Origin of the sequence: Pseudomonas sp. 14P_5.3_Bac1, assembly GCF_025466135.1 — a bacterium.
Lineage (GTDB): Bacteria > Pseudomonadota > Gammaproteobacteria > Pseudomonadales > Pseudomonadaceae > Aquipseudomonas.
Genome location: NZ_JANLOF010000091.1, coordinates 152293 through 175468 on the forward strand (window position 1 = coordinate 152293; position 23176 = coordinate 175468).

26 protein-coding genes are annotated in these 23176 nt (G+C 61.1%); 14 read left to right on the top strand and 12 right to left on the bottom strand.

Annotated elements, in window-relative coordinates; all coding sequences use genetic code 11:
• Positions 1 to 108 precede the first annotated feature (108 nt).
• From NTD89_RS28860 to NTD89_RS28870, 3 genes are read right to left on the bottom strand one after another with little or no spacing between them, the layout of a single operon-like run.
• The gene (locus NTD89_RS28860) at positions 109 to 675 is read right to left on the bottom strand and encodes an FAD-dependent monooxygenase (protein WP_262210935.1); all 567 of its coding nucleotides are present in this window, start codon (positions 673 to 675) and stop codon (positions 109 to 111) included.
• Positions 675 to 914 carry a hypothetical protein gene (locus NTD89_RS28865; RefSeq protein ID WP_262210936.1) on the bottom strand — a complete coding sequence of 80 codons (240 nt, stop codon included), beginning with the start codon at positions 912 to 914 and terminating at the stop codon, positions 675 to 677. Before NTD89_RS28865 ends, NTD89_RS28860 begins: the two co-directional genes overlap by 1 nt.
• Entirely contained in the window at positions 911 to 1192 is a 282-nt protein-coding gene (locus NTD89_RS28870; RefSeq protein WP_262210937.1) for a hypothetical protein, read from the bottom strand. Before NTD89_RS28870 ends, NTD89_RS28865 begins: the two co-directional genes overlap by 4 nt.
• 179 nt (positions 1193 to 1371) lie before the next feature.
• Here NTD89_RS28870 and NTD89_RS28875 point away from each other — a divergent pair, with 179 nt between their 5' ends.
• The gene (locus NTD89_RS28875; protein ID WP_262210939.1) at positions 1372 to 1590 is read left to right on the top strand and encodes a DUF4287 domain-containing protein; all 219 of its coding nucleotides are present in this window, start codon (positions 1372 to 1374) and stop codon (positions 1588 to 1590) included.
• Between the two features lie 9 nt (positions 1591 to 1599).
• Here the strand turns inward: NTD89_RS28875 and NTD89_RS28880 are convergent, their stop codons facing one another.
• From NTD89_RS28880 to NTD89_RS28895, 4 genes are all read right to left on the bottom strand, one after another.
• A complete protein-coding gene (locus NTD89_RS28880; RefSeq protein ID WP_262210940.1) occupies positions 1600 to 2079 on the bottom strand; it encodes a DUF2867 domain-containing protein in 480 nt (159 codons plus the stop codon).
• 252 nt (positions 2080 to 2331) lie between these two features.
• A complete protein-coding gene (locus tag NTD89_RS28885) occupies positions 2332 to 2742 on the bottom strand; it encodes an ASCH domain-containing protein (RefSeq protein ID WP_262210941.1) in 411 nt (136 codons plus the stop codon).
• Positions 2743 to 2880: 138 nt separating this feature from the next.
• Positions 2881 to 3792, bottom strand: coding sequence for an enoyl-CoA hydratase-related protein (locus tag NTD89_RS28890; protein ID WP_262210942.1), 912 nt, complete (start codon positions 3790 to 3792; stop codon positions 2881 to 2883).
• Positions 3793 to 3886: 94 nt separating this feature from the next.
• Positions 3887 to 4624 (bottom strand): SDR family oxidoreductase, encoded by a 738-nt coding sequence (locus tag NTD89_RS28895; RefSeq protein WP_262210944.1) that lies wholly within the window; start codon positions 4622 to 4624, stop codon positions 3887 to 3889.
• 266 nt (positions 4625 to 4890) lie between these two features.
• Here NTD89_RS28895 and NTD89_RS28900 point away from each other — a divergent pair, with 266 nt between their 5' ends.
• The 9 genes from NTD89_RS28900 to NTD89_RS28940 all read left to right on the top strand — a co-directional run bounded on the left by NTD89_RS28900 (position 4891) and on the right by NTD89_RS28940 (position 13796).
• Entirely contained in the window at positions 4891 to 5511 is a 621-nt protein-coding gene (locus tag NTD89_RS28900; RefSeq protein WP_262210945.1) for a LysE family translocator, read from the top strand.
• A gap of 82 nt (positions 5512 to 5593) precedes the next feature.
• Positions 5594 to 6703 (top strand): SEL1-like repeat protein, encoded by a 1110-nt coding sequence (locus tag NTD89_RS28905; protein ID WP_262210946.1) that lies wholly within the window; start codon positions 5594 to 5596, stop codon positions 6701 to 6703.
• A gap of 51 nt (positions 6704 to 6754) precedes the next feature.
• On the top strand, positions 6755 to 7141 hold the full coding sequence (locus NTD89_RS28910; RefSeq protein WP_145161078.1) for an ester cyclase: 387 nt from the start codon (positions 6755 to 6757) through the stop codon (positions 7139 to 7141).
• 15 nt (positions 7142 to 7156) lie between these two features.
• A complete protein-coding gene (locus tag NTD89_RS28915; protein ID WP_262210948.1) occupies positions 7157 to 8194 on the top strand; it encodes a helix-turn-helix domain-containing protein in 1038 nt (345 codons plus the stop codon).
• Between the two features lie 110 nt (positions 8195 to 8304).
• A complete protein-coding gene (locus tag NTD89_RS28920; RefSeq protein WP_106579039.1) occupies positions 8305 to 8766 on the top strand; it encodes a hypothetical protein in 462 nt (153 codons plus the stop codon).
• A gap of 224 nt (positions 8767 to 8990) precedes the next feature.
• Complete coding sequence (locus tag NTD89_RS28925; RefSeq protein ID WP_262210949.1) at positions 8991 to 9968, top strand: alpha/beta hydrolase; 978 nt, start codon at positions 8991 to 8993, stop codon at positions 9966 to 9968.
• 283 nt (positions 9969 to 10251) lie between these two features.
• A complete protein-coding gene (gene dapA / locus NTD89_RS28930) occupies positions 10252 to 11115 on the top strand; it encodes a 4-hydroxy-tetrahydrodipicolinate synthase (RefSeq protein WP_262210951.1) in 864 nt (287 codons plus the stop codon).
• Positions 11116 to 11256: 141 nt separating this feature from the next.
• Positions 11257 to 12633 (top strand): cystathionine beta-synthase, encoded by a 1377-nt coding sequence (locus tag NTD89_RS28935; RefSeq protein ID WP_262210953.1) that lies wholly within the window; start codon positions 11257 to 11259, stop codon positions 12631 to 12633.
• Positions 12630 to 13796: a cystathionine gamma-synthase gene (locus NTD89_RS28940; protein ID WP_262210955.1), complete on the top strand. Its 1167-nt coding sequence runs from the start codon at positions 12630 to 12632 to the stop codon at positions 13794 to 13796. Before NTD89_RS28935 ends, NTD89_RS28940 begins: the two co-directional genes overlap by 4 nt.
• A gap of 127 nt (positions 13797 to 13923) precedes the next feature.
• On the opposite strand, the gene NTD89_RS28945 is transcribed toward NTD89_RS28940, so the two are convergent.
• Positions 13924 to 16122, bottom strand: coding sequence for an OsmC domain/YcaO domain-containing protein (locus NTD89_RS28945; protein WP_262210957.1), 2199 nt, complete (start codon positions 16120 to 16122; stop codon positions 13924 to 13926).
• Positions 16123 to 16256: 134 nt separating this feature from the next.
• Between NTD89_RS28945 and NTD89_RS28950 the strand changes: the two genes are divergently transcribed.
• Positions 16257 to 16877, top strand: a complete 621-nt coding sequence (locus NTD89_RS28950) for a LysE family translocator (RefSeq protein WP_145161091.1) — start codon at positions 16257 to 16259, stop codon at positions 16875 to 16877.
• Here NTD89_RS28950 and NTD89_RS28955 read toward each other — a convergent pair.
• Genes NTD89_RS28955 through NTD89_RS28965 form a run of 3 tightly spaced genes read right to left on the bottom strand, consistent with a single transcriptional unit; the run spans position 16864 to position 19585 of the window.
• On the bottom strand, positions 16864 to 18036 hold the full coding sequence (locus NTD89_RS28955) for an arabinose transporter (RefSeq protein ID WP_262210959.1): 1173 nt from the start codon (positions 18034 to 18036) through the stop codon (positions 16864 to 16866). The two genes, NTD89_RS28950 and NTD89_RS28955, sit on opposite strands and share 14 nt — an antisense overlap.
• 12 nt (positions 18037 to 18048) lie before the next feature.
• Complete coding sequence (locus NTD89_RS28960; RefSeq protein ID WP_262210961.1) at positions 18049 to 18915, bottom strand: SDR family oxidoreductase; 867 nt, start codon at positions 18913 to 18915, stop codon at positions 18049 to 18051.
• A gap of 13 nt (positions 18916 to 18928) precedes the next feature.
• The gene (locus NTD89_RS28965) at positions 18929 to 19585 is read right to left on the bottom strand and encodes an O-methyltransferase (RefSeq protein ID WP_262210962.1); all 657 of its coding nucleotides are present in this window, start codon (positions 19583 to 19585) and stop codon (positions 18929 to 18931) included.
• A gap of 111 nt (positions 19586 to 19696) precedes the next feature.
• On the opposite strand from NTD89_RS28965, the gene NTD89_RS28970 reads away from it, so the two are divergent.
• The 3 genes from NTD89_RS28970 to NTD89_RS28980 all read left to right on the top strand — a co-directional run bounded on the left by NTD89_RS28970 (position 19697) and on the right by NTD89_RS28980 (position 22792).
• Complete coding sequence (locus tag NTD89_RS28970; RefSeq protein ID WP_262210964.1) at positions 19697 to 20329, top strand: TetR family transcriptional regulator; 633 nt, start codon at positions 19697 to 19699, stop codon at positions 20327 to 20329.
• A gap of 28 nt (positions 20330 to 20357) precedes the next feature.
• Entirely contained in the window at positions 20358 to 21173 is an 816-nt protein-coding gene (locus NTD89_RS28975; RefSeq protein ID WP_262210966.1) for a suppressor of fused domain protein, read from the top strand.
• Between the two features lie 305 nt (positions 21174 to 21478).
• The gene (locus NTD89_RS28980) at positions 21479 to 22792 is read left to right on the top strand and encodes an NAD(P)/FAD-dependent oxidoreductase (RefSeq protein ID WP_262210968.1); all 1314 of its coding nucleotides are present in this window, start codon (positions 21479 to 21481) and stop codon (positions 22790 to 22792) included.
• A gap of 5 nt (positions 22793 to 22797) precedes the next feature.
• Here NTD89_RS28980 and NTD89_RS28985 read toward each other — a convergent pair whose 3' ends face one another.
• Positions 22798 to 23166, bottom strand: a complete 369-nt coding sequence (locus tag NTD89_RS28985; RefSeq protein ID WP_262210969.1) for a hypothetical protein — start codon at positions 23164 to 23166, stop codon at positions 22798 to 22800.
• Positions 23167 to 23176: the final 10 nt, after the last annotated feature.

Genomic DNA, 23176 nt, shown 5'->3' on the forward strand with positions numbered 1-23176 from the left:
GGGCATAGTCCGACAGGTCAATGGCGTCAGCGTTGGGGGAAAGAAACCTGCCGAGCCGCTTTTTAAAACCAGACGCTGTCGCCAGCCGCAACACGGCGTGGCCGAGCGCTATTGCAACGCGTGAGTGAGGTGACGCCAACCGCGGCGCACATTTGGGCACGCCTTGCGCTTGAGCCTGTTGTACCAGCGCATGATATGGCCATCGCTTGGCTCACGCGGCAGGTCGAAAACCTGCTCGGTACCTTGTGCAAAGCGCACATGCACCTGCTGGCCATCGTCGTGCAGGGTTTCAACGCTGTCGCCAAACCGGTATGTGACCCGGTCCTTGCTGTGCCGGATCAACAGCTTGGCGAGTTCGCCACGCAGCATCTCCAGTTCAGCGATCGGCCCTGCGCCGTCAAAGCCGTTCACGCCGATGAAAGCTTTTGTCCGGTCGTGGCGGTCAACGAACGCGATGCCTTGTTCGTGGGCTATATTCGCCCGAATCGGTTCCTCCAGGCCCATGCGCTGCACGACAACACGGCCCGCACCCCGCACGTCGATAGTCTGCCCGCCATCGCGAAAAGCCGGTGCCCTTTCAGCCACCGTGACGTGTGCGCCCTGCCGGGACAACCAATACGACAGGACCGGGCCGGCGACACTGGCGCCGGTGACAAGAATCTTTTGGGGTTTCATCAGGCCTCCTGCAGTTGATTTGAAGCGGCGCTGCTGCACGGCGACGTGCTGCGGTAAACCTCAATCACCTGGCCAAGAAACGCCTCAACCACCGCGCGCTCCTGGCCCCCAAGCGTCGCCAGCACGGCGTTCAGGCCAGTGAGCATTGGCGCGATGTGCTGATAAGCCAGTGCCACCGAGGCGGGGACCGGACACACCATCACACGGCGCTTGTCATCAAGCTGGCGCTCACGAATCACATGGCCGGCACGCTCCAGGCGGCGATGACCTGGGTGATGCCGGCGGTCGTCACCGACAGGCGCGAGGCAAGCTCGGTCGGTGGCAACGGGCCGTCCGTGATCAAGTGCTCCAGCGCCGCCATGTCGGTCTGGTTGATGGACAAGGCATCCGCACGATGGCTGTCGGCTCTGCGCGTCAGGATGGCAATCTGTTGCAGCTGCTGCGCGACAACATCGCTGGCGATCTGCAGGCCACGTGGGTCGTGGTCTGGGGCGGGGACAGATGCGGGTGGCTTCATGCGTTTGGGTGCTCTGGATCGTGAGGTGGCGACCACGCCAACATATAGCTAACTTGCTTAGCTATCTTCCTTGCGTGTCGAATGGACACGGTCAGGCAGGCGAAATCCCTCACGTTTTACTAGCCTGAGTCCAGGCGAGAACCTCTCGCTTACCGTGGGCACCAAAGGGAGCTTGCAGCATGACCAACGGCACAAAAACCAATGGGCCGGCGTCGTACTTCCCCGCCATCGAAAAAAAGTATGGGCAGCCCATCAGCCATTGGCTAGAGCTGCTCAAAACCGTCAATGCCCAGAAGCACATGGAAAGGGTCGCCTGGCTTAAAACCGAGCACCGCATGGGCCATGGCCACGTCAATGCGCTGGTGGCGTATTACGCGGCGATGGAAAAAGGCGACTGAGCCGCCGTCCTACCCTTCAAGGCCGCGCTTGAGTCGCTTCAGGTCACGGTTGACGATCAGCTTGTGCACCTGACCGACCGGCACCATATAAAAGCGGCCAAAGGCGTTATGAGTGACCACTGATGAGGTGATCGTGAACATACGATCGCTGATCGACAGGCAGATCATCACATCCAGATGCCGGTCGCGCTCGGTCAGCACCAGCACGTTGGGAGCGCTGTGCTCCACCAAAAAGAAGTCCAGCCGCTCGCCGACCTGCACATGCTCTCGCCGCGTGCCGGAAAACCCGCCAATACGTCTCACCCCAAACAACGCGCAAATGGCATCCCTGATCCGAAACGCCATGTGCAGGAATGGCCCCGGTTCGGCCGTCATGATATTCCAGGCTTCAAGTGCGGTGACATCTACCGGCAGCAGGATCGACCTGCGATCGTAATAATCCAGGTCGCCCGGCAGGCGCAGCGTGTGAACAACATCGGTGGTCGCCAAACATTCTCTCCTTGAAAGGTGGGCACTGTTGAATGCCCTCAGCCGCAAGCCTTACCGCTATTCGTCGAGAAAATTGACGCACCTGGCTGTGGCTTAAAAAGGCGGGGCGCTGCCTGCCGGGCAGAGGTTATTTTGCGCGTCAGTTCAAGTAAAGCGCGAAATGACCTTGAAGAAGGTGAGCGCAAGAATGAGCGACTGTCACCTTCCTGAGCTGGCAGCACCTGCCGGATGTTGGCTGGATAACGTTGTCTTTTACACCACTTCCACCAACTCGAATTCTTCTGCCACAAGCTCCATCGCCTCGTCGAACGAGCCCTCCCGTTGAAAAAAATCTTTATGGCCCTGCGTCCAGTACCTGAGGCTGAGATCCCCTTCGCCTTCCTTTCTTGCAAACGCTTCATTCACGTCGCAGTAACGAATGATACGCAGCGAAACAAGCCTAATGACACATACCGGCTCGCCCCGACTGTTGAGGATGATGCTGTAACCACCAATCGCTGACGATTCATCTTGATGGTTGAATGATGAAAGTGAGCAACATGACGCTGTTTTAATGCTGTTAGCGACAAGTCCAGCCAGCTCATCTGCCATGTCTGGAGTATCCCCAAATGCCCATGCACTGGCTTTCGGGTACCTGATCTTCAAATCGTCAATCATGCGCATCACTCAATCCGTTTAAACCTTATCGTTGACTGCAGCGTCAGCACCATTCGCGAATGATTAGCCCGGCACCTTCAGTCGAGTTGACCGCCGCCGGTAATGGCGCGACCCACTCAGCAGGCCTCGCCATACCTGAGGGTTCTAATTTCCGTGATAGACCGGCAACCGCCCTTGAGCCTCCGCGTTGCGCCCCTCCTGGAAGTCATTTGACTTATACAGCGTTGAGCGTTGCGCATCTAATGCGGACAGGGCGTCGGCTTGCACCGGGTCGATGACGCGATGCGCAGAAGCCAGCGATGCCTTGATCCCCAAAGGGCCATTGGCGGCGATCCTGTTTGCCAACTCGATCGCTTTGTCGAGGGCTGACTGCGGATCGGGGATCTCCTGCACAGTACCCATGCGATAGGCTTCACGGGCGGTCCAATGATCGCCTGTCAGCATGTAGCGCATGGCGTTGGCCCAGCCGGCTTCGCGCACGAATCGTACTGTCGATCCACCGCCCGGGAAACGACCATGCGTGTTTTCATCCTGACCGAAGTTAGTGTTGTTCGCCGCAACTCGTATGTCGGCGACAAGAAACAGCTCATGCGCCATGTTCCACGTGTCGCCGTGGACCGCCACGATCAGAGGTTTGGTGAGATAGGGCATTTTCTTGCCGAGCGGGTCGATCAGCCCGGTACCGAGCGTCGGTCCGCCCGAGCTGGCAACGGCCTTGAAGCCCTCAACGTCAAGGCCCTGCGAGAAGTTGTCACCGTGGCCGAACAACACAGCGGCGCGCAGTGAAGGGTCATGGTCGTAGTCGTAATACGCCTTGGCGAGGGCCAGGTACGCTTGCGGATCAAGCCTGTTCTGAATATAGGGTCGGTTGATACCAATCAGTACGATCTTGCCACGTCGCTCGACGCTAATTTTGTGAGCGGCACTTGTCGGAATATCGACCAGGGTGACGTCGTCAGGGCGTGTTTTGATGTCGTCTACACATTGCGCAATCACAACGCCCGTGAACAGGGACAGTGCTGAGAACATGATGATCCTGCGGAATAATCTTTGCATCGATACATCCTTTGGCGAAATTGGCTGTGCGAATGGGTTCGCCGTGCCCATCAGATAACGCGGCCGTTCCAACTCGGGTGCTCAAGTTTTCAGTTCAGTACTGCGAGACGCCGCCATCGACATGAAGCTCGATGCCGGTAATGTAAGCACTGTCGTCAGAGGCGAGAAATACGGCCGCCTTGCCCAAGTCTTCCGGGCTGCCCAAGCGAGACAGAGGGATGCTGCCAACAATGCCGTCACGCGCGGCTTCGGGAATCAACGACTGCAGTCCCGGGGTAAGCGTATGGCCGGGGCTCAATACGTTGATGCGGATGCCCAGTTCCTTGGTGTCCAGTATGAAACCGCGCGCCAGATTGCGGACGGCGGCCTTGGTCGATGAATAGACGGACATACTGGGGATGCCGATGGAAGCGGCGATTGAACCGGTGAATATTACCGATGCGCCTGTTCCCAGAAGCGGCAGCGCTTTCTGCAGACCGAACAGCAGGCCCTTGACGTTCGCATTGTAGGTCTTGTCGAAATGCTCCTCGGTGATCTCGCCGAGCTTCATGAACTCATAGAACCCGGCGTTCAATGCCAGTACATCAATGCGCCCGGCTTTTTCCTTGACGCTTGCATACAGCGCGTCCAGATCGGCAAGCTTGCCCGCATCGCCTTGGATGCCCACCGCACCGTGGCCAATCTCAGCGATCGCGCGGTCAAGCTCAGATTGACGCCGGCCTGTGATGAACACGCGAGCGCCTTCGTTGGCAAACGCCTTGGCAATACCGAGGCCGATTCCGGCGCTGGCACCCGTGACAACAGCGACCTTGCCTTCAAGTTTTTTGCTCACGTGGCGTACCTCCAATCTGGCCTGCATTGCGCCGCCCGCCCATGTGAGAACGACGCGGCGGGGCGCCAGGTTGGCGCCACAGCGGGAAGATTGAAGGAGGCAATGACCCCCCTGTAGACGGCAACCGGGACTAACATTTATGCCGGATTGGAATGCCCGCTACTGGCATAGGCCGGTCCGCTTGTGCCCTTCACTGCAACGCGCGGATTGTCCAGCCGCCTCAACTGCCCTTATCCTCAACGCTCCCCGCCCAACCCGGAGCCGCCATGGACCTTGCCACGCTCGCCCTCTTCCTCCCCGCCTGCTTCGCCCTGAACATGGCGCCAGGCCCGAACAACTTGCTGTCGGTCAGCAACGCCACCCGCTACGGCTATCGCACGTCTTGCCTCGCCGGTGTTGGCCGCTTGCTGGCCTTCGCCGGCATGATCGCCCTCGCCTCGGCGGGCCTGGCGGTGGTGCTGCAGACCTCGGAGTTGTTGTTTTACGCGATCAAGATTCTGGGCGCGGCGTATCTGTTTTATCTGGCGTTTCAGTTGTGGCGGGCTAATCCGCAGACAGAGGCTGAATCGGCGACGAAAAAGGTGGGGTTATGGGCGTTGGCGCGTCAGGAGTTTCTGGTGGCGGCGGGCAACCCAAAGGCTATCTTGATCTTCACGGCCTTCCTGCCGCAGTTCGTGGTGCCAGGCCAGCCGATCACGCCACAATTTGCGCTGCTGGGCGCGATGTTCCTGGTGCTGGAATGGATCGCCATCAGCGCCTATGCCTACATGGGCCTGCACATGCGTCGCTGGTTTGCCGAGCCGCGCGGTAAACGAATTTTCAATCGATGCTGCGCGGGGTTGTTGTCGGCAGCGGCAACGGTGCTGTTGATGGCGCGTCGCGCTTGAGGTCGCTGCGAAACAGCGAGTGATGCCATCGCTCGCAAGCGCCGCTACACTGCCCACCTGCACCTCACGAATGGATTCGACATTGCGCCGCTTCGCCCTACCCCTCGCTTTGCTGTGCTTTGGCCTGCTGGCCTATTGCTTGGTCGCCTTGGCGATCAGTCTGTGGCGCAGCCCCCACAGCCCCACACTGTTGATTGGCGCCTTCTACGACGAAGGCATCATCGTCGATAAAAACCCGGTCAAGGCCGCAGAGTGGTATTTGCGCGCGGCGGAAAAAGGCGAGACCTTCGCACAGTTCAAAACCGGCTTTTTTTACTTTTTCGGGCGCGGTGTGGCCGTTGATCACCGCAAGGGCCTGGAGTGGATCACGCTATCAGCCGAGAAAGGCAACTCTGAAGCCCAGTTTTTTTTGGGGGATGCAAACTATGGCGGCGTGGAAATGCCGCGCGATAGCGCTCAAGCCGCGGTGTGGTATCGCAAGGCTGCGCTGCAAGGTCATGCCCGCGCCCAGCAACGGCTTGCCGACGCCTATTTCAGAGGCATTGGCGTTGAGCAAAGCGACCGCAAGGCATTCTTCTGGGCGCGCAAAGCCAGGGCGCGAGGCGATGCTGAGGGCCAAACGCTGTTGGCGACCTTTTATTTCACGGGCGTAGGCACCCCGAAAAACCCTCAGCAAGGCATCCAGCTGCTGACCCAGGCAGCCCACTCAGGCAATAGCGAAGCGTACGAATGGCTCGGGATGGCCAACCTGAATGGCATCGGCACTCCCAAAGACGTACCCGCCGCCATTGGGTGGTATACCCGCGCTGGCGACGCGGGCCGGGCCAAAGCGCAGTACATGCTTGGTTATCTGTACAGCAGCAGCGGTGCAGTGCCGGCAGACTATCCAACGGCGAACCGATGGCTGCTCAAGGCCGCGATACAAGGGTACGCTGTCGCGACGGCGACCCTCGCCATGCATGTGGATATGGGAAAGGGCTTTGAACCTAACAAGCTCAAGGCATGCGGCCTCGTGCGCGTGGCGCTGAATCAAAAGCTGTCCGAGTACGAGGACTATTTACGCGGCCAGCTTGAGCATGAGGAAAAAGCCTTGTCCGTAGAACAACTGGCCGACGTCGCGGCGCTGGAAACCCTCTATTCAACCCCGCAAGGGCTTGGGCAATTGCTGGGTGATATAACCAGCGCGCCGTAGGCACACACAAGGGCAAAGTCGATGAGTGCTTTTCAAAAAGGAGAACACGCCATGACCCGAAACCAGCTCGCCGACCTTTACCGAGGGTATATCGACTGCCTCAACCGCCAGGGCTGGGAGCGCCTCGGCGATTTCGTGCACCCGCAGGTGACCTACAACGCCACCCCCGTCGGCCTTGCCGGCTACCGCGCGATGCTGGAGCGGGACTTTCGCGAGATCCCCGACCTGGTGTTCCGCATCCAACTGCTGGTCGCGGATCCGCCCACCGTCGCCAGCCGGTTGAACTTCCACGTCACGCCCAAAGGTGAATTTTTCGGCTTGCCGATCAACGGCAAGACGGTGACCTTCGATGAGAACGTATTCTACGAATTCGTCGACGGGAAGATCGCGCACGTCTGGTCCGTGATCGATAAGGCGGCGATCAAACAACAGCTTTAATGGATGGAGCCGCTTGTGGAGAACCCGCTTTTCACCTTTACCACTCAACCCTACCCGCCGCGCCAACGCTTTGAAGTGTGGCGCGAGGAAGTGAATGCGATCTTCGATATCACCATCAGCGAGCCTGAATCCGCCGCCTTCAATTACCGCCTGGCCACCGGTTACCTGGGTTCGTTATTGATGGGCTGCGGTGCCTGGGACGGTGCCGGCGAGCCGGTGCCGTATCGGGTCAAGCGTTCCACACAAATGATTCGCCGTGACAGCCTCGACCACTACTACCTCTGCCTGGGCCTGACTCACACGATTAATGGCACCGCAGGCCGCACCACGCTGGCGGCGGGTAACGCGCAGATCTACATGCTGGACCTGGCCCGTGAACTCGATTGCCTGATCACGGCTGGCGATACCGTGATTCTTACCATTCCTCGCGACTTGCTGGCGCAAAGCCTCGGCTACAAAGACGTGCATGGCCAGGTGCTGCAGGGCGGCTTGAGCGAGCTGCTCGCAGACCATATGCGCGCGTTGCAACAGCGCCTGCCGCGCCTGACACCCGATGAAATTCCGCACGCCCAACAGGCGACGCTGGCCATGGTATCGGCAGCTTTGGCGCCGACAGTGGCCAACCTGCAAACAGCCGAGCAAGCCATCGACCACACCCTGTTCAACCGCGCCCGGCGCTTGATTGAACAGCACCTGCGCAGCCCGGAATTGTCCCCGGTTTTCCTGTGCAAACACTTGGGTATTTCGCGGGCGCAGCTGTATCGGGTGTTCAGCCAGGAATCCGGCGTGGCGGCGTATATCCAGCAGCGCCGGTTGAACCGCGCGCGGGTGATTATCCAGAGTGATACCGGCGCGAGGCAGCGGGTGTCGGGGCTGGCCTTCCAGTTCGGCTTCAAGAGTGATGCGCACTTCAGCCGCACCTTCAAGCAAGCCTTTGGCTATTCGCCGCGCGAGGCCCGGGAGTTGAGCGCCGCTGCCCAGGCACCGGAGCGCGTGAGCCGCCACACCGGGTTCTCGTTACGCAACATCCTGGGGCAGATGAACGCGGTCTGAGACACCCAGGCAAGTCATTGAGACGCGCAGACAGGAAGATTTTTTCCGCGTGTTTTTCACCGTTTTATGATTGGCCGACGTTCCAGAGCCCTGACTAAACGGAGAAAATCATGGCCCGTCGTACTGTTATCGCAACGCTTGCCACCGCCCTCTTGCTGACGGGTTGCGCCAATGGCGTCAACGGCCTCAGCAGCTTGAACAACCTGTCATTGCCGGGTATTCAGGGCAAAGCCGGGCCGGATATTTCGCTGTTCGACACCACGTATGTCAGGACGCACATCATTTCTGGCAAGACCACCTCCCAACAGCTCAAAGCCCTGTATGGCGAACCGCAGGACCAGTCGATTTCATCCGACGGCACCGAAACCTGGAACTACGCGCCCTCCACCACCCAGAACGCGTCCATGCGCCACTTGCTCGGGCTGGTTTCCAACCGTATCCCCGGCAATACCTACGACAATGCCCTCGACACCCGGCGCACAGCCATCGACAACCTTGCACCGCAGCAACAGAGCCGCCGCCTGAACATCCACCTCAACAATGGCGTGGTCAGGGACTACAGCATTCTGTAACAGCACCGCCCGGCAGTGAACGCAGGCTCGTAGTGGCGAGCGGGCTAGCCCCGCGTTGGGCTGCGCAGCAGCCCCGCAACCTGCCAATGGGGTATGCCGGTGGTACCGAGGCGGCCTCATTGGGAGCGCTTCGCACTCCAACGCGGGGCAAGCCCGCTCGCCACACCGGCCCACGTTCTGGCATCCTGACGCTCCCAAAGTCGTCGAACGCGAGCAGCAAGCCCATGAGCCACGGCGTCAAACTTGAACCCCGTACACTGCCCGTCCCGCAGTCCATCAGCCCTCAAGCGCAGGCCACACTGCAACGCCTGGTCGGGGCTGACGGTGTGCCCCTCAATGCACTGCACGCGATGCCCACGCCCGAGGACCATGACGGCTGGCGCCGTCTGCAGGCCGCCGTGGCCCAAAACTACGCCAGCACCAACGCGGGGCAAGCGGCGTCGCTGCGGGTCAGCCTGCACACCATCAGGGTTGAAAACGCCAGCGTGCATGTCGCCACACCGGCGTCTGTCACGCCCTTTGCCTACATTGACCTGCACGGCGGCGCGCTGGTGTTCGGCGGCGGCGAAAACTGCCGCCTCGCGGCTAGCAGACAAGCCGACCTGCACGACGTGATCTGCTATGGCGTGGATTACCGCATGCCTCCCGATCATCCCTACCCCGCAGCGCTGGATGACTGCCTGGCTGTCTATCGGCACGTTCTCAAGCAACACGCGCCGCAACAGATCGTGATCGGTGGCCGCTCAGCGGGCGGCAACCTTGCGGCCGCCATGGTGTTGCGTGCGCGTGACGAAGGTTTGCCATTGCCAGCCGCGCTGGTGTTGCTGTCGCCGGAAGTCGACCTCACCGAGTCCGGCGACAGCTTCCAGGTCAACCGCACCGTCGACGTGGTGCTGCCCAATCCGCTGATGAACGTCAATCTGCTGTATGCCAACGGTGCGGACTTGTCTCACCCGTACCTGTCACCGCTGTTTGGCGATTTCACCCAGGGTTTCCCGCCAACTTTTCTGCAGAGCGGCACCCGTGATCTGTTCCTGTCCAACACCGTGCGCCTGCACCGCGCCTTGCGCCAGGCGCGGGTAACGGCGCAGCTGCATGTGTTCGAAGCCATGCCGCACGGCGGTTTCATGGGCGCACCGGAAGATGCGGAGCTGGCCGCCGAGGTCGCAGCATTTGTGCGTGAGCAGCTGAAGCGGGGTTGACACATTCCGTCACGTCCGCTGAAGATGGAGGCCTTATTCAGGGTGTGTCAGCGCATGTCTGCATCGTCTTTCGTTAACCTTTGTGCCATTGGCTTGATTGCCAAGGCGCAAGGTTGCGTGGCGCACGCCCTCAAATCGAAGAAACAGTCGCTCATGTGACCGGGGCGCGCTGTCCCGTCAGATGAGCTGACAGGACATTGAGCGCGACGGACCTCCCTCCCTTTGCACAATCCCTCTGCCCTTCTGACGGTGACTCCAGCGGTCAACCATCAGGAGAAAGTGCATGTCATCGTTTCAAGGTATCTGGGTTCCCGTGGTCACGCCGTTTCATGACGGCGCCATCGACTTCATCGGCCTGCGCCGGCTGGTCAGCCACCTGCTGGAAAAGCACGTGGCCGGCATCATGGTCTGCACCACTACCGGGGAAGCCGCGTCACTGAGCCGCCAGGAACAACTGGCCGTGCTGGATGCGGTGCTGCAACTCGTGCCGGCGCAGCGCGTGGTGATGGGCCTGGCGGGCAACAACCAGCGTGAACTGCTGCAGTTCCAGAGCGAAATCCTCAAACGCCCGGTGGCCGGCTTGCTGGTGCCGGCGCCCAGCTATATCCGCCCCTCCCAGGCCGGCCTTGAAGCGTTTTTCCGCACGGTGGCCGACGCCTCCAGTGTGCCGATCATTCTCTATGACATTCCCTACCGCACCGGCGTGACCTTCGAACAGGCCACTTTGCTGAACATCGTCAAGCACACGCGAATCGTCGCGATCAAAGACTGCGGCGGCAACCTGGCGACTACCTTGGCGCTGCTCGCCAGTGGCGACGTGGAGGTGTTGTGTGGCGAGGATCTTCAAATCTTCAACGCGCTGTGCCAGGGCGCCAGTGGTGCGATTGCAGCCTCGGCCCATGTGCACACCGAAGACTTCGTGGCGCTGTACCAGCAGGTACGCGACAACCAGCTCACCGAGGCCAGGGCGACTTTTTTCAGATTAATGCCCCTGATCAACACCCTGTTCATGGAGCCCAACCCCGCGCCGGTAAAGGCTGCGCTGGCGATGCAAGGCTTGATCGCCAGTGAGCTGCGCGCGCCGATGCAAACCGCCAGCACTGGCGTTATAGAGCGGTTGCAGCAGGTTTCGATGCGCGGCGTTTAAACGTTAACACGCGCTCATGCGCCAAAAAAAGACATCCAACGGACCGCCCGGTTGCGACCGGCGCGATCCCGGCCTATGTTCCAAGCCATGCTTTGCATTTTGCTGTCCCTCCCCTACGCCTCTTCCGTACCAGGTGACGACATGCCCACGCTTTCCCGCCCCGCCGTACTCGAACTGATCGGCAACACGCCGCTGGTCAAGGTCAGCCGATTTGATACCGGCCTGTGCACGCTGTTCCTCAAGCTTGAATGCCAAAACCCCGGTGGTTCCATCAAGGACCGCATCGGCCTGGCAATGATCGACGCCGCCGAACGCGACGGCCGCCTGCGCCCCGGCGGCACCATCATCGAAGCCACCGCCGGCAACACCGGCCTGGGGCTTGCGCTGGTCGGCCGGGCCAAGGGCTACCGCGTGGTGCTGGTGGTGCCCGACAAGATGTCCACCGAAAAAGTCCTGCACTTGAAGGCCATGGGCGCCGAGGTGCATATCACCCGCTCCGACGTCGGCAAGGGCCATCCCGAGTATTACCAGGACGTGGCTGCGCGCCTGGCCAAGGACATTCCCGGGTCATTTTTTGCCGACCAGTTCAACAACCCGGCCAACCCGCTGGCTCACGAAACCAGCACCGCGCCGGAAATCTGGGCGCAAACCCAGCATGACGTGGACGCGATCGTGGTGGGCGTCGGCTCGGCCGGCACCCTCACCGGCCTGACCCGCTTCTTCAAACGCGTACAGCCGGAACTGGCCATGGTGCTGGCCGATCCGGTGGGTTCGGTGATGGCTGAATACAGCCGCAGCGGCAGGATGGAAACGCCGGGGTCGTGGGCCGTGGAAGGCATCGGCGAAGACTTCATCCCCTCGATTGCCGACCTCTCCAGCGTGCGCCACGCCTATTCCATCAGCGATGAAGAAAGCTTCGACCACGCCCGTCAACTGCTCAAGGCCGAAGGTATTCTCGGCGGCTCGTCAACCGGCACCCTGCTCGCTGCTGCGCTGCGTTATTGCCGCGAGCAGACCGAACCCAAACGCGTGGTCACCTTCGTCTGCGACACGGGCACGCGTTACCTGTCCAAGGTCTACAACGACCAGTGGATGAACGACGCGGGCCTGCTCCAGTACAAACACTACGGCGACCTGCGCGACCTGATCGCCCGCCGCTTCGAAGACGGCCGCGTGATCAGCGTGAGCCCCGACGATACCCTGCTCACGGCCTCCCAGCGCATGCGCCTGGCCGATGTCTCGCAACTGCCGGTGCTGGTCGAAGGCCGCGAACTGGTTGGCGTGATCGACGAGTCCGACATCCTGCTGGGGTTGCACCATGACGCCGCCGACTTCTCCATGATCGTTGCCAGCGCCATGACCGACACCTTGCAAACCCTGGCCCCGAGTGCCAGCCTGGCCGAACTGCAGGCGGAACTTGATCGCGGCCTGGTTGCCATCATTGCTGACGCCTCAGGGTTTTATGGCCTGATCACCCGCGTCGACCTGCTTAATCACCTACGGAGATCCCTTGCATGAGTCAGCCCGATAAAAGCGCCTTTGCCACCCGCGTGATCCACGCCGGGCAATCACCCGACCCGACCACGGGAGCGCTGATGCCGCCGATCTATGCCAACTCCACTTATCTGCAAGACAGCCCCGGCGTGCACAAGGGCTTTGACTATGGTCGTTCCCACAACCCCACGCGCTTTGCCCTGGAACGCTGCGTGGCCGACCTTGAAGGCGGCAGCCAGGCGTTTGCCTTTGCCTCCGGGTTGGCGGCGATTTCCACCGTGCTGGAACTGCTCGATGCGGGTGCGCATATCGTCTCCGGCAACGACCTGTACGGCGGCACCTTCCGCCTGTTCGACAAGGTGCGCCAGCGCAGCGCCGGGCACCGTTTCAGCTTTGTCGACTTGAGCGACTTGCAAGCGTTCGAAGCGTCGTTGCAAGACGACACACGCATGGTCTGGGTCGAGACCCCGAGCAACCCGCTGCTCAGCCTCACTGACCTGAGTGCCATCGCGCGAATCTGCCGCGACCGCGGCATCATCTGCGTGGCCGACAACACCTTTGCCAGCCCATGGATCCAGCGCCCGCTGGAGCTGGGTTTCGACATCGTGGTGCACTCCACCACCAAATACCTCAACGGCCACTCCGACGTGATCGGCGGCATCGCCATTGTCGGCCACAACCCGGAGCTCGCCGAGCGCCTGGGTTTCCTGCAGAACTCGGTCGGCGCGATTGCCGGCCCGTTCGATGCATTCCTGACGCTGCGCGGCGTGAAAACCCTGGCGCTGCGCATGGAGCGCCATTGCAGCAATGCCCTGGAGTTGGCCACCTGGCTGGAACAACAGCCGCAAGTTTCACGGGTTTATTACCCAGGCCTGGCCTCGCATCCCCAGCACGCACTGGCACGCAAGCAGATGCGCGGGTTTGGCGGGATGATTTCGGTGGATTTGAACAGTGACCTGGCCGGCGCCACACGCTTTCTGGAAAACGTGAAGATCTTTGCCTTGGCCGAAAGCCTGGGCGGCGTCGAAAGCCTGATCGAACACCCGGCGATCATGACCCACGCCAGCATCCCGGCTGCAACGCGGGCGCAACTGGGCATTGGCGATGGTTTGGTGCGCTTGTCGGTGGGCGTTGAGGACGTCGAAGATCTGCGGGCCGACCTGGCGCGGGCATTGGCTCTGATCTGACCCAATCACCCAAACAATAAAGCCCCACCTGTGGGAGCTGGCTTGCCTGCGATAGCATCACCTCGGTACATCTGAAGCACCGAGGTGTCTGCATCGCGGGCAAGCCCGCTCCCACAGGGTTTACGCGTCAGGCTGAGGTGATATTCGCCCGTGCCGCGTGCAGCTTTTTGTAGCTGTCGATCAAGCGCAAATGCCGATCCAGCCCTTCCAGCTTCATGCTGGTTGGCGTCAAGCCATAAAAACGCAGCGTGCCGTTGACCGAGCCGATCACCGCGTCCATGCGCTCATTGCCGAACATGCGGCGGAAGTTGGCCTCGTAATCCGCGAGTTCCAGGTCCTCGTCCAAGTGCATCTCCAACACCGCGTTCACCGCCTGATAGAACAGGCCGCGATCAACGGTGTTGTCGTTGTACTGCAGGAACATCTCCACGCACTCTTTCGCCTCCTCATACTGCTGCAAGGCGAGGTAGATCAGCAGCTTCAACTCCAGAATGGTCAGTTGGCCCCACGCGGTGTTGTCGTCGAACTCGATGCCGATCAAGGTGGTGATGTCGGTGTAATCGTCCAGCTCGCTTTCCACCAGGCGCTCAGCCAGTGCTTTGAGCTCGTCATCGCTGAGGCTGTGCACGTTGAGGATGTCGGCCCGGAAAAACAGCGCCTTGTTGGTGTTGTCCCAGATCAGGTCGTCCACCGGGTAAATTTCCGAGTAGTCCGGCACCAGGATGCGGCAGGCGGTTGCGCCGAGGTGTTCGTACACCGCCATGTAGGACTCTTTGCCCATGCCTTCGAGAATGCCAAACAGGATCGCGGCTTCCTGGGCATTCGAGTCTTCGCCCTGGCCCGAGAAATCCCACTCAACGAACTCGTAGTCCGACTGGGCACTGAAGAAGCGCCACGAGACCACGCCGCTGGAGTCGATAAAGTGCTCGACGAAGTTGTTCGGTTCGGTGACCGCGTGGCCTTCAAAGGTCGGCTGCGGCAGGTCGTTCAAGCCTTCGAAGCTGCGGCCCTGAAGCAATTCGGTGAGGCTGCGTTCCAGCGCCACTTCCAGGCTCGGGTGGGCGCCGAACGAGGCGAATACGCCGCCGGTGCGCGGGTTCATCAAGGTCACGCACATCACCGGGAATTCACCGCCCAGCGACGCGTCCTTGACCAGCACCGGGAAACCCTGGGCTTCCAGGCCTTGAATACCGGCAAGAATTCCCGGGTATTTGGCGAGCACTTCAGCCGGTACGTCCGGCAGGGCGAATTCGCCTTCGATGATTTCGCGCTTGACCGCGCGCTCGAAAATCTCCGACAGGCACTGCACCTGCGCTTCGGCCAGGGTATTGCCCGCGCTCATGCCGTTGCTGAGGTAAAGGTTTTCGATCAGGTTGGACGGGAAGTACACCACCTCGCCATCGGACTGACGCACGAACGGCAGCGAGACAATGCCGCGTTCTTCATTGCCCGAATTGGTGTCGAACAGGTGCGAGCCACGCAGCTCGCCATCGCGGTTGTAGATTTTCAGGCAGTAGGCGTCGAGGATTTCAGGCGGCAACTCGTCTTTGCGGCCCGGCTGGAACCAGCGCTCATCCGGGTAATGCACGAACGGCGCGTTGGCCAGCTCCTCACCCCAGAACTGGTCGTTGTAGAAAAAGTTGCAGTTAAGCCGCTCGATAAACTCGCCCAACGCCGACGCCAGTGCGCCCTCTTTGGTCGCGCCCTTGCCGTTGGTAAAGCACATCGGCGAGTGGGCGTCGCGGATATGCAGCGACCAGACGTTAGGCACGATATTGCGCCACGAGGCGATTTCAATCTTCATGCCCAGGCCCGCGAGAATGCCGGACATGTTGGCGATGGTCTGCTCCAGCGGCAGGTCTTTGCCAGCAATGTAGGTGCCCGCCTCAGAACTAGCACCAGGCATCAGCAACGCCTGGGCATCGGCGTCGAGGTTGTCCACCTCTTCAATCACGAACTCGGGCCCGGCCTGCACGACTTTCTTCACGGTGCAACGGTCGATGGAGCGCAGGATGCCCTGGCGGTCCTTGTCGGAGATATCCGCCGGCAACTCGACCTGGATCTTGAAGATCTGGTTGTAGCGGTTTTCCGGATCAACGATGTTGTTCTGCGACAGGCGAATATTTTCGGTGGGAATATTGCGCGTTTCGCAGTACAGCTTCACAAAGTACGCCGCACACAACGCCGACGAAGCCAGGAAGTAATCGAACGGACCCGGGGCTGAACCATCGCCTTTATAGCGAATGGGCTGGTCGGCAATCACCGTGAAGTCATCGAACTTGGCTTCAAGCCGAAGGTTGTCGAGAAAGTTGACCTTAATTTCCATGCGGGCACACCAGAACGAGCTAAACAAATTGGCCGCCATTATGAAGATTTTCGCCGGGAAGTCTCCGGGTTTTCCGAATTGGCTGCCGATCGGTGCTAACGTTCCCGCCAACCTCTCGTTGAACTTGCGCGCCCATGTCCATCACTGACAACCTCCTCGCCTTCACCTTCGCCGCCACTGTGCTGACGCTCACGCCGGGGCTCGACACCGCTTTGGTGCTGCGCACCGCCACGGTAGAAGGCAAGCGCCAGGCGCTGCACGCCGCCTTCGGCATCAACGCCGGCTGCCTGGTGTGGGGCGCGGCCGTGGCTTTTGGGCTGGGCGCGTTGATTGCAGTGTCGGAGGTGGCGTTCAACCTGCTCAAGTACTGCGGCGCCGCTTACCTGGCCTGGTTGGGCGTGAACATGCTGCTGCGCCCGCGCCGTTCACTGTCGTCGGCCAACGCTGACGCCAGGCCCGGCGGCAACTGGTTTTTCAAGGGCATGCTGGGCAATGTGCTGAACCCCAAGGTGGGGATTTTCTACGTGTCGTTCCTGCCGCAGTTCATTCCCCAAGGCCATTCGTTGATTGCCTGGACTTTCGGCCTGGTGAGCATTCACGTGGTATTGGGGCTGGCATGGTCGTTGGCGTTGATTGGCGCCACCCGGCCACTGTCTGGCTTCCTGCGCCGAGAAAAGGTCATCCAGTGGATGGACCGCACCACTGGCTTGATCTTTGTTGTATTTGCCGCGCGCCTGGCATTCAGCAAGCGCTGAGTGCCGGCTGTTTAGCCAACAACACCCACGCCACCACCACCGACATCGCCACCGCCACGGCGCCTGCCAGGTACACCGACCCTACCCCGGCGGCGCCGGCCAAAGCGCCGGCCAACGGGCTGCTGATCCCTAACGCAATATCGAGGAAGGCCACATAGGCACCCATGGCCAGCCCGCGCGTTTGCGGGGGCGCACGTTTGATCGCCTCGACACCAAACCCCGGGAACGCCAACGAATAACCGAAGCCGGTCAGCGCTGCGCCCAGGTAGGCCATCAGCGGTGAGCCTGCGCCCCAGATCAACAACTGCCCCGCCGCTTCGATCAGCACACAGACCAACGCGACGACTGCGCCACCGAGCTTGTCCGGCAGGTGCCCGAAGAAGATTCGCGCGCCAATAAATGCCAGGCCAAACGCGGTGAAGGCGAACGACGCGTTGCCCCAGTTCTTGGACGCAAACAGCAGCGCAATAAACGCTGTGATCAGCCCAAAACCGATGCTGGAAAACGCCAGCCCCAGGCCCGGCAACCACACTGTGCCCAGCACTTTGTAAAACGAGGTGCGCCGCTGGCTGGTGGGCGCAACGCCCTTGGCCCCCGCAACGATGGCAAAGGCGCACAGCGGCAACAGCAGGGTCGCGATACTGATTCCACTGAACCCCCACTGGCTATTGATCGCCACGCCCAACGGTGCCCCGAGCGCAAATGCGGCATAGATCGCAATGCCGATCCAGGCCATGACCTTGCCGGCGTTTTGCGGCCCGACCAGGCCCATGCCCCAGCCCATCGAGCCGGTGATGATCAGGCTTTCACCCAAGGCCAGCACCACGCGCCCGGCGAGCAGCACCCACACTGACAGCGCTGGTGTGTCGACAAACGCCAGCGACGCCAAGTACAGCACGCCGGAACTGGCCGCCACCAGCATGCCAATCAACATCGCGCGCTTGGGCCCACGCATATCGGCAAAATTGCCGGCCCAGGCCCGTGACAGCAACGCCGCGGCGAACTGCGCACCGACCACCATACCGACCACCAAGGTGCTCATGCCCAGCGTGTGGTTCAGGTGCAGCGGTAGTACCGGCAACTGCAGGCCGATGATCAGGAAACCGACGAACACCGCCAGGGTGATCGGCAGCAGTTTCAGCACGACATTTTGATTCATGAAAACCGCCTGTCAGAGGGTGAAGTAATCGCTTTGATCGAGGTCTGTCAGCAAGTCCGGGCCGCTGGGCACCCAGCCCAGCAGGTCGCGGGTATGCGCGCTGGAAACGGCCATGTCAGCCCCGGCCATCATCGCGAACCAACCAAAATGCTCACGCGGCCGAGCTTCCACCGGCACACCGAGGCGACGCCCGATCACTTCAGCGATAGCTTTAAATGGCACGGCCTCGTCCGCAACCGCGTGGTACACCGCTTGGCTGACGCCCTCCTCCAGCGCCAGGCGGTAGACCCGCGCCGCGTCGGTGCGGTACACGCCAGACCAGCAATTCTCGCCATCGCCAATATAGGCCGACACGCCCGTCTGCCGCGCCAGCCGAATCAAAATCGGCAGAAAACCATGGTCGCCCACTCCGTGCACCGACGGCGCCAGCCGCACGGTTGCCGCCCGTATGCCACGCTCAGCCAACAGCCGCGCGGCGGGTTCGGATTGACGTGGGGCGCCGGCGTTCGGCAAGTCACTCTCCAGCGCGCCGCGCGCCAGGCCCGACAGGCCTGAGGTCACGATCAGCGGCGTGTCCGAACCTTTGAGCACACTTTCCAGCGCCTCGATCACGCGACGGTCCTGCGCGCAGTTTTCGATGAACCGTGTGAAGTCATGGTTGAACGCGGTATGGATGACCGCGTCCGCGCCCCACGCCGCTCGGCGCAGAACATCCAGGTCATCCAGCGAGCCGCGCAGCACTTTCGCGCCGGTGGCCGCCAGTGCCTGGGCCTTGTCATCGCTGCGGGCTAAACCGGTGACCAGGTAGCCGGCGCCGATCAGGTCCTTGACCACTTCGGAGCCCACCCAGCCGGTGGCTCCCGTGACAAATACATGCATGAGGTGACTCCTGTTAGCGCAAGCGGATCGAGAGTTCGATGTCATCGGCAAAGGGTACAGACAGATAGCCGTTCGCAGGCTCGCGTACGTGCGCCAGGTAATGCGGGCAATAGTCGGTATTGTCGGCTATCACCAGCGCGCCGGGCCGCAGGTGTTTTTCCACCAGGTTCAACACGTCGCCATACAGGCTCTTGGCGCCATCGAGCAGCAGCAGGTCGACCGCTTCCGGCAGGCCCGTGGCCAACGTCACCAAGGCATCGCCTTCGCGGATTTTAATCAGGTCACTCACGCCGCCCTGAATGAAATGCTCGCGTGCCAGGGCGATCTTCGAGGGCTCGAACTCGCTGCCAATCAACACGCCGCCACCGTTGTCGCGCAACGCGGCGGCCAGGAACAAGGTGGACAGGCCAAACGACGTCCCAAACTCCACGATAGCCTGCGCCTTGGTGCTGCGCGCCAACAGGTACAGCAAGGTGCCGGTGTCGCGGGAGACCGGCAGCCACAAGTCTTTGAGCATCGTGTAGAGCGCAAGGTAGTCGGTTTTGCTGTGCATCAGACGGTCGCGTTCTTCACGCGATACGTTGTTGATGAGAGGGCTGGTGGCCGCGTTGGCTTGTGCGTAGAGGCGTTCGATCAGGGGCGCCATTGGCGCGGTGGTCAGGGTCGACATGATTGATTTCCGTGAGGTTGGGACTAAGATGCGACTAATTCGTCGCATTAAAAGTATGCGAGTGATTCGTCGCATTCGCTATTCGCGTTAGCCCCGCTGCTGGAGCCCCAGATGACAACCCGCCAGACCGCCCGTATTTCCTCACGCAAACAGCCACAACAAGCGCGTTCCACCGAGCTGGTGGCGGCGATCCTGGAAGCGGCTATTCAGGTTTTGGCCAAGGAAGGCGCCACGCGTTTCACCACCGCGCGGGTGGCAGAAAAGGCCGGTGTGAGTGTCGGTTCGGTGTACCAGTACTTCCCCAACAAGGCGGCCATCCTGTTCCGACTGCAGAGCGATGAGTGGCAGCAGACCACGCAGATGCTGCGCGACATTCTGGATAAAACCGACGTTGCGCCGCTTGAGCGCCTGCGCACCCTGGTGCATGCGTTTATCCATTCCGAATGCGAAGAAGCGCAGATGCGCGTCGCCCTGAGCGACGCCGCGCCGCTGTACCGCGACGCGCCCGAAGCCGTGGAAGTGCGCGCGGCAGGTCAGCGCGCCTTTGAGACGTTCATGCTTGAATTGCTGCCCGACGTGCCTGCTGAACGCCGTGCACTGGCCTGCGATTTGATCCTGACCACGCTCAGTTCGGTGGGTAAGGATTTTTCCGGCAGCCCACGTACGGCGGCAGAAATATCTGTTTACGCCGATGGAATGGCTGATATGTTTCGCGCCTATGTAAACGCACTCAATCAGCTGTAAAGCACTCATCTCCAGCAAAGGAATGCCCATGAACTTCTTCAAGAAGTTGTTCGGTACTGCCAAAAAACCCGACGCCGAAGCGGCCCTGCCCGCGCCGACTGAACCTGTTGAGCCGGTTGAAACTGCAGCAGATGCAGCCAATATCGCAGCGCGCCTTGCCAGCGGTGAATGCCTGGACCGTCACTGGCAGACCGTGGGGAGCGTGGAGCAGGACGTGCTGACGTACATGATCAGCCCAAGCTTTACCGGCGGTCCTCATTGGCCCTCCACCCGCCAGGCGTACCGTGTGGTGCGCCGTGATGAATCCATCGTCCTCGCCACCGAAGGCCTGTCCGACCCCTTCGATGATGCAGAAGGGCTGGGCAATGGGTTTGAGATGGAATTGTTCCTGGAAACGCCGGATATTCCCGACGACGCCCGTGGCGCGCCGGGTGATGTCGACCCTTTGCGCCGCAGTTGGGCGTTCGAACTGCTCGAACACGTCGCCAAGACCGTGGCCAACGCGGGCGGCATTACCCACCAGCTGGACACTCACGGCGTACTGTCTTTGGAACTGCCTGGATTCAGCCTGTCACATCAAATGAGCGATCAAGTGCCCAAGCTGTTCGTCACCGAAGACGACGCCACCGGGGTGCTGCTCGGTGGGCCGCAACCAGACTTCCCTACCCGCCTTGAAGACATGCCGCTGTCGCCAGTGCGACTGGTGCCGGTGGTGTTGATTACCGCGTCGGAGCTTGAGTATGTGCGTACAGGTGGGCGTGCGGCGCGAGAGGACCTGGTGGCGCGTTTGAACGCCGCTGGCGTAGGGCATACCAGCGCCTTGTATCGCGAAAGCGTGGTATGAGGGGACGTTGCGCCGCCGTGACGATTGTTTAACGAAGCCATAACTGAAGGTACACAAACGGCGATTTAACGCACCTGCGCGTGGTGGGAGCATCGGCAACCATGATTTCGCTATTGCGTGTGTTCTCTCGCCACCTGCAACCTTGCTTCCCGAAGGCGCAAGCGCGTCCCTGTGAAAACCCGCTGTTCAATATCATCCTGGCCTTCTGGGCGCTGTGGCATTGCCGTCATGCGCGTCCGCCCGATGCACCCCTCTGATCAAGTTGAAACGCCTCGCCGGCATTCATTTTTCAGAAGGATCATTCCATGACCGCAGCCATGCGCCCTGTCATCGGTGCTGCCCAGCGCAGCGCTTCGTATTACACCGCCAGCCTCAACGACGCTACCCAATACCCGACCCTGCAAGGCCAGGTCAGCGTTGACGTGGTGATTATCGGCGGCGGCTTCACCGGCGTTGCCAGTGCCGTCGAGCTGGCTGAACGCGGGCTCAAGGTCGCCATTGTCGAAACCAACCGGATCGGCTGGGGCGCCAGTGGGCGCAATGGCGGGCAAGTCACCGGCAGCCTGTCGGGCGATGAGGCCATGCGCGCGCAAATGCGCAACCGCCTGGGCACGCAGGTCGACGACTTCATCTGGCACCTGCGCTGGCGTGGCCACGAGATCATCGAGCAACGCGTGAACAGGTACGCAATCGACTGCGACCTCAAGCACGGCCACTTGCACGCGGCGATGAAGCCCTCGCACCTGAGCGAACTGCGTGCTTTCCACGATCAAGCCCAACGGCGCGGCATGGGCGATCAGGTCAGTCTGCTCGATCAGGCCGCCATGCGTGAGCATCTGGACAGCCCTCTGTACCTCGGTGCGCTGAAAAACACGCGCAACCTGCACGTGCATCCACTCAACCTATGCCTGGGCGAAGCCCGCGCGGCGCACAGCCTGGGGGCGTTGATTTTTGAGAACTCCGAAGTGCTGGAAATCGTGCACGGCGAGCAGCCTGGCGTGCTCACCGCCCTTGGCCGCATCGACGCGCGCCAGGTGCTGCTGGCCGGCGACGTGTACCACAGGCTCGAACCCAAACAGCTCAAGGGCAAAATCTTCCCGGCCATGGGCGGCATTGTCACGACCGCGCCGCTGGGCGCGCTGGCGCAGCAGATCAACCCACAGGACCTGGCGGTGTACGACTGCCGGTTCGTGCTCGATTACTACCGCCTGACGGGCGATGGGCGCTTGCTGTTCGGTGGCGGCGCGAACTATTCCGGGCGCGACTCACGCGACATCGCTGCGGAGCTGCGCCCGTGCATCGAGCGTACGTTTCCCGCATTGAGGGGGGTAGACATCGAGTTCCAGTGGAGTTGTGCGATGGGCATTGTGATCAATCGCATCCCGCAGCTGGGCAAGCTCTCAGAGAATGTCTGGTACTGCCAGGGTTACTCGGGGCATGGCATCGCCACCAGCCACATCATGGGCGAGATCATGGCCGAAGCGCTGACCGGCACGCTGGAAAAGTACGACACCTTTGCCGGCTGCGCACACATCAAGGTGCCGCTGGGCGATGTGTTCGGCAACCCGATGCTGGCGGTGGGCATGTGGTACTACCAGATGCTCGAGAAGCTGCGCTGACCCACTCAGGGTTGAGCGGGTTGCTTGCGGTACAGGCCCGTGAAGTAGTCCGGGCTGTCCGGCGCCGAGTTACGTTCGATCACCGCGAAGTTTTTCACCCGTTGGATGTGGTACGGACCAACGCGCTGCGACGCCAGCGGCTCGCGCACGATAATCAGGTTTTCGGTTTCCATCGGCACCGTATAGTGCGCCGTCGCGGTCGCTTTTGCGCTCGCGGTGTCTTTGAGGGTGAGGGTGATTTCTGCCAGTAGCGGCGCATCCAGAGCATCCTTGCTGAAATTGGGGGCCGCAGTGTAAGGGCAAACGGCGCCGGGTTCGAACAAATCCCTGTTGGCATGCCTGCAATCGCTGATATGTTCGCTCCAGATCAGCAAAAGGATGGGC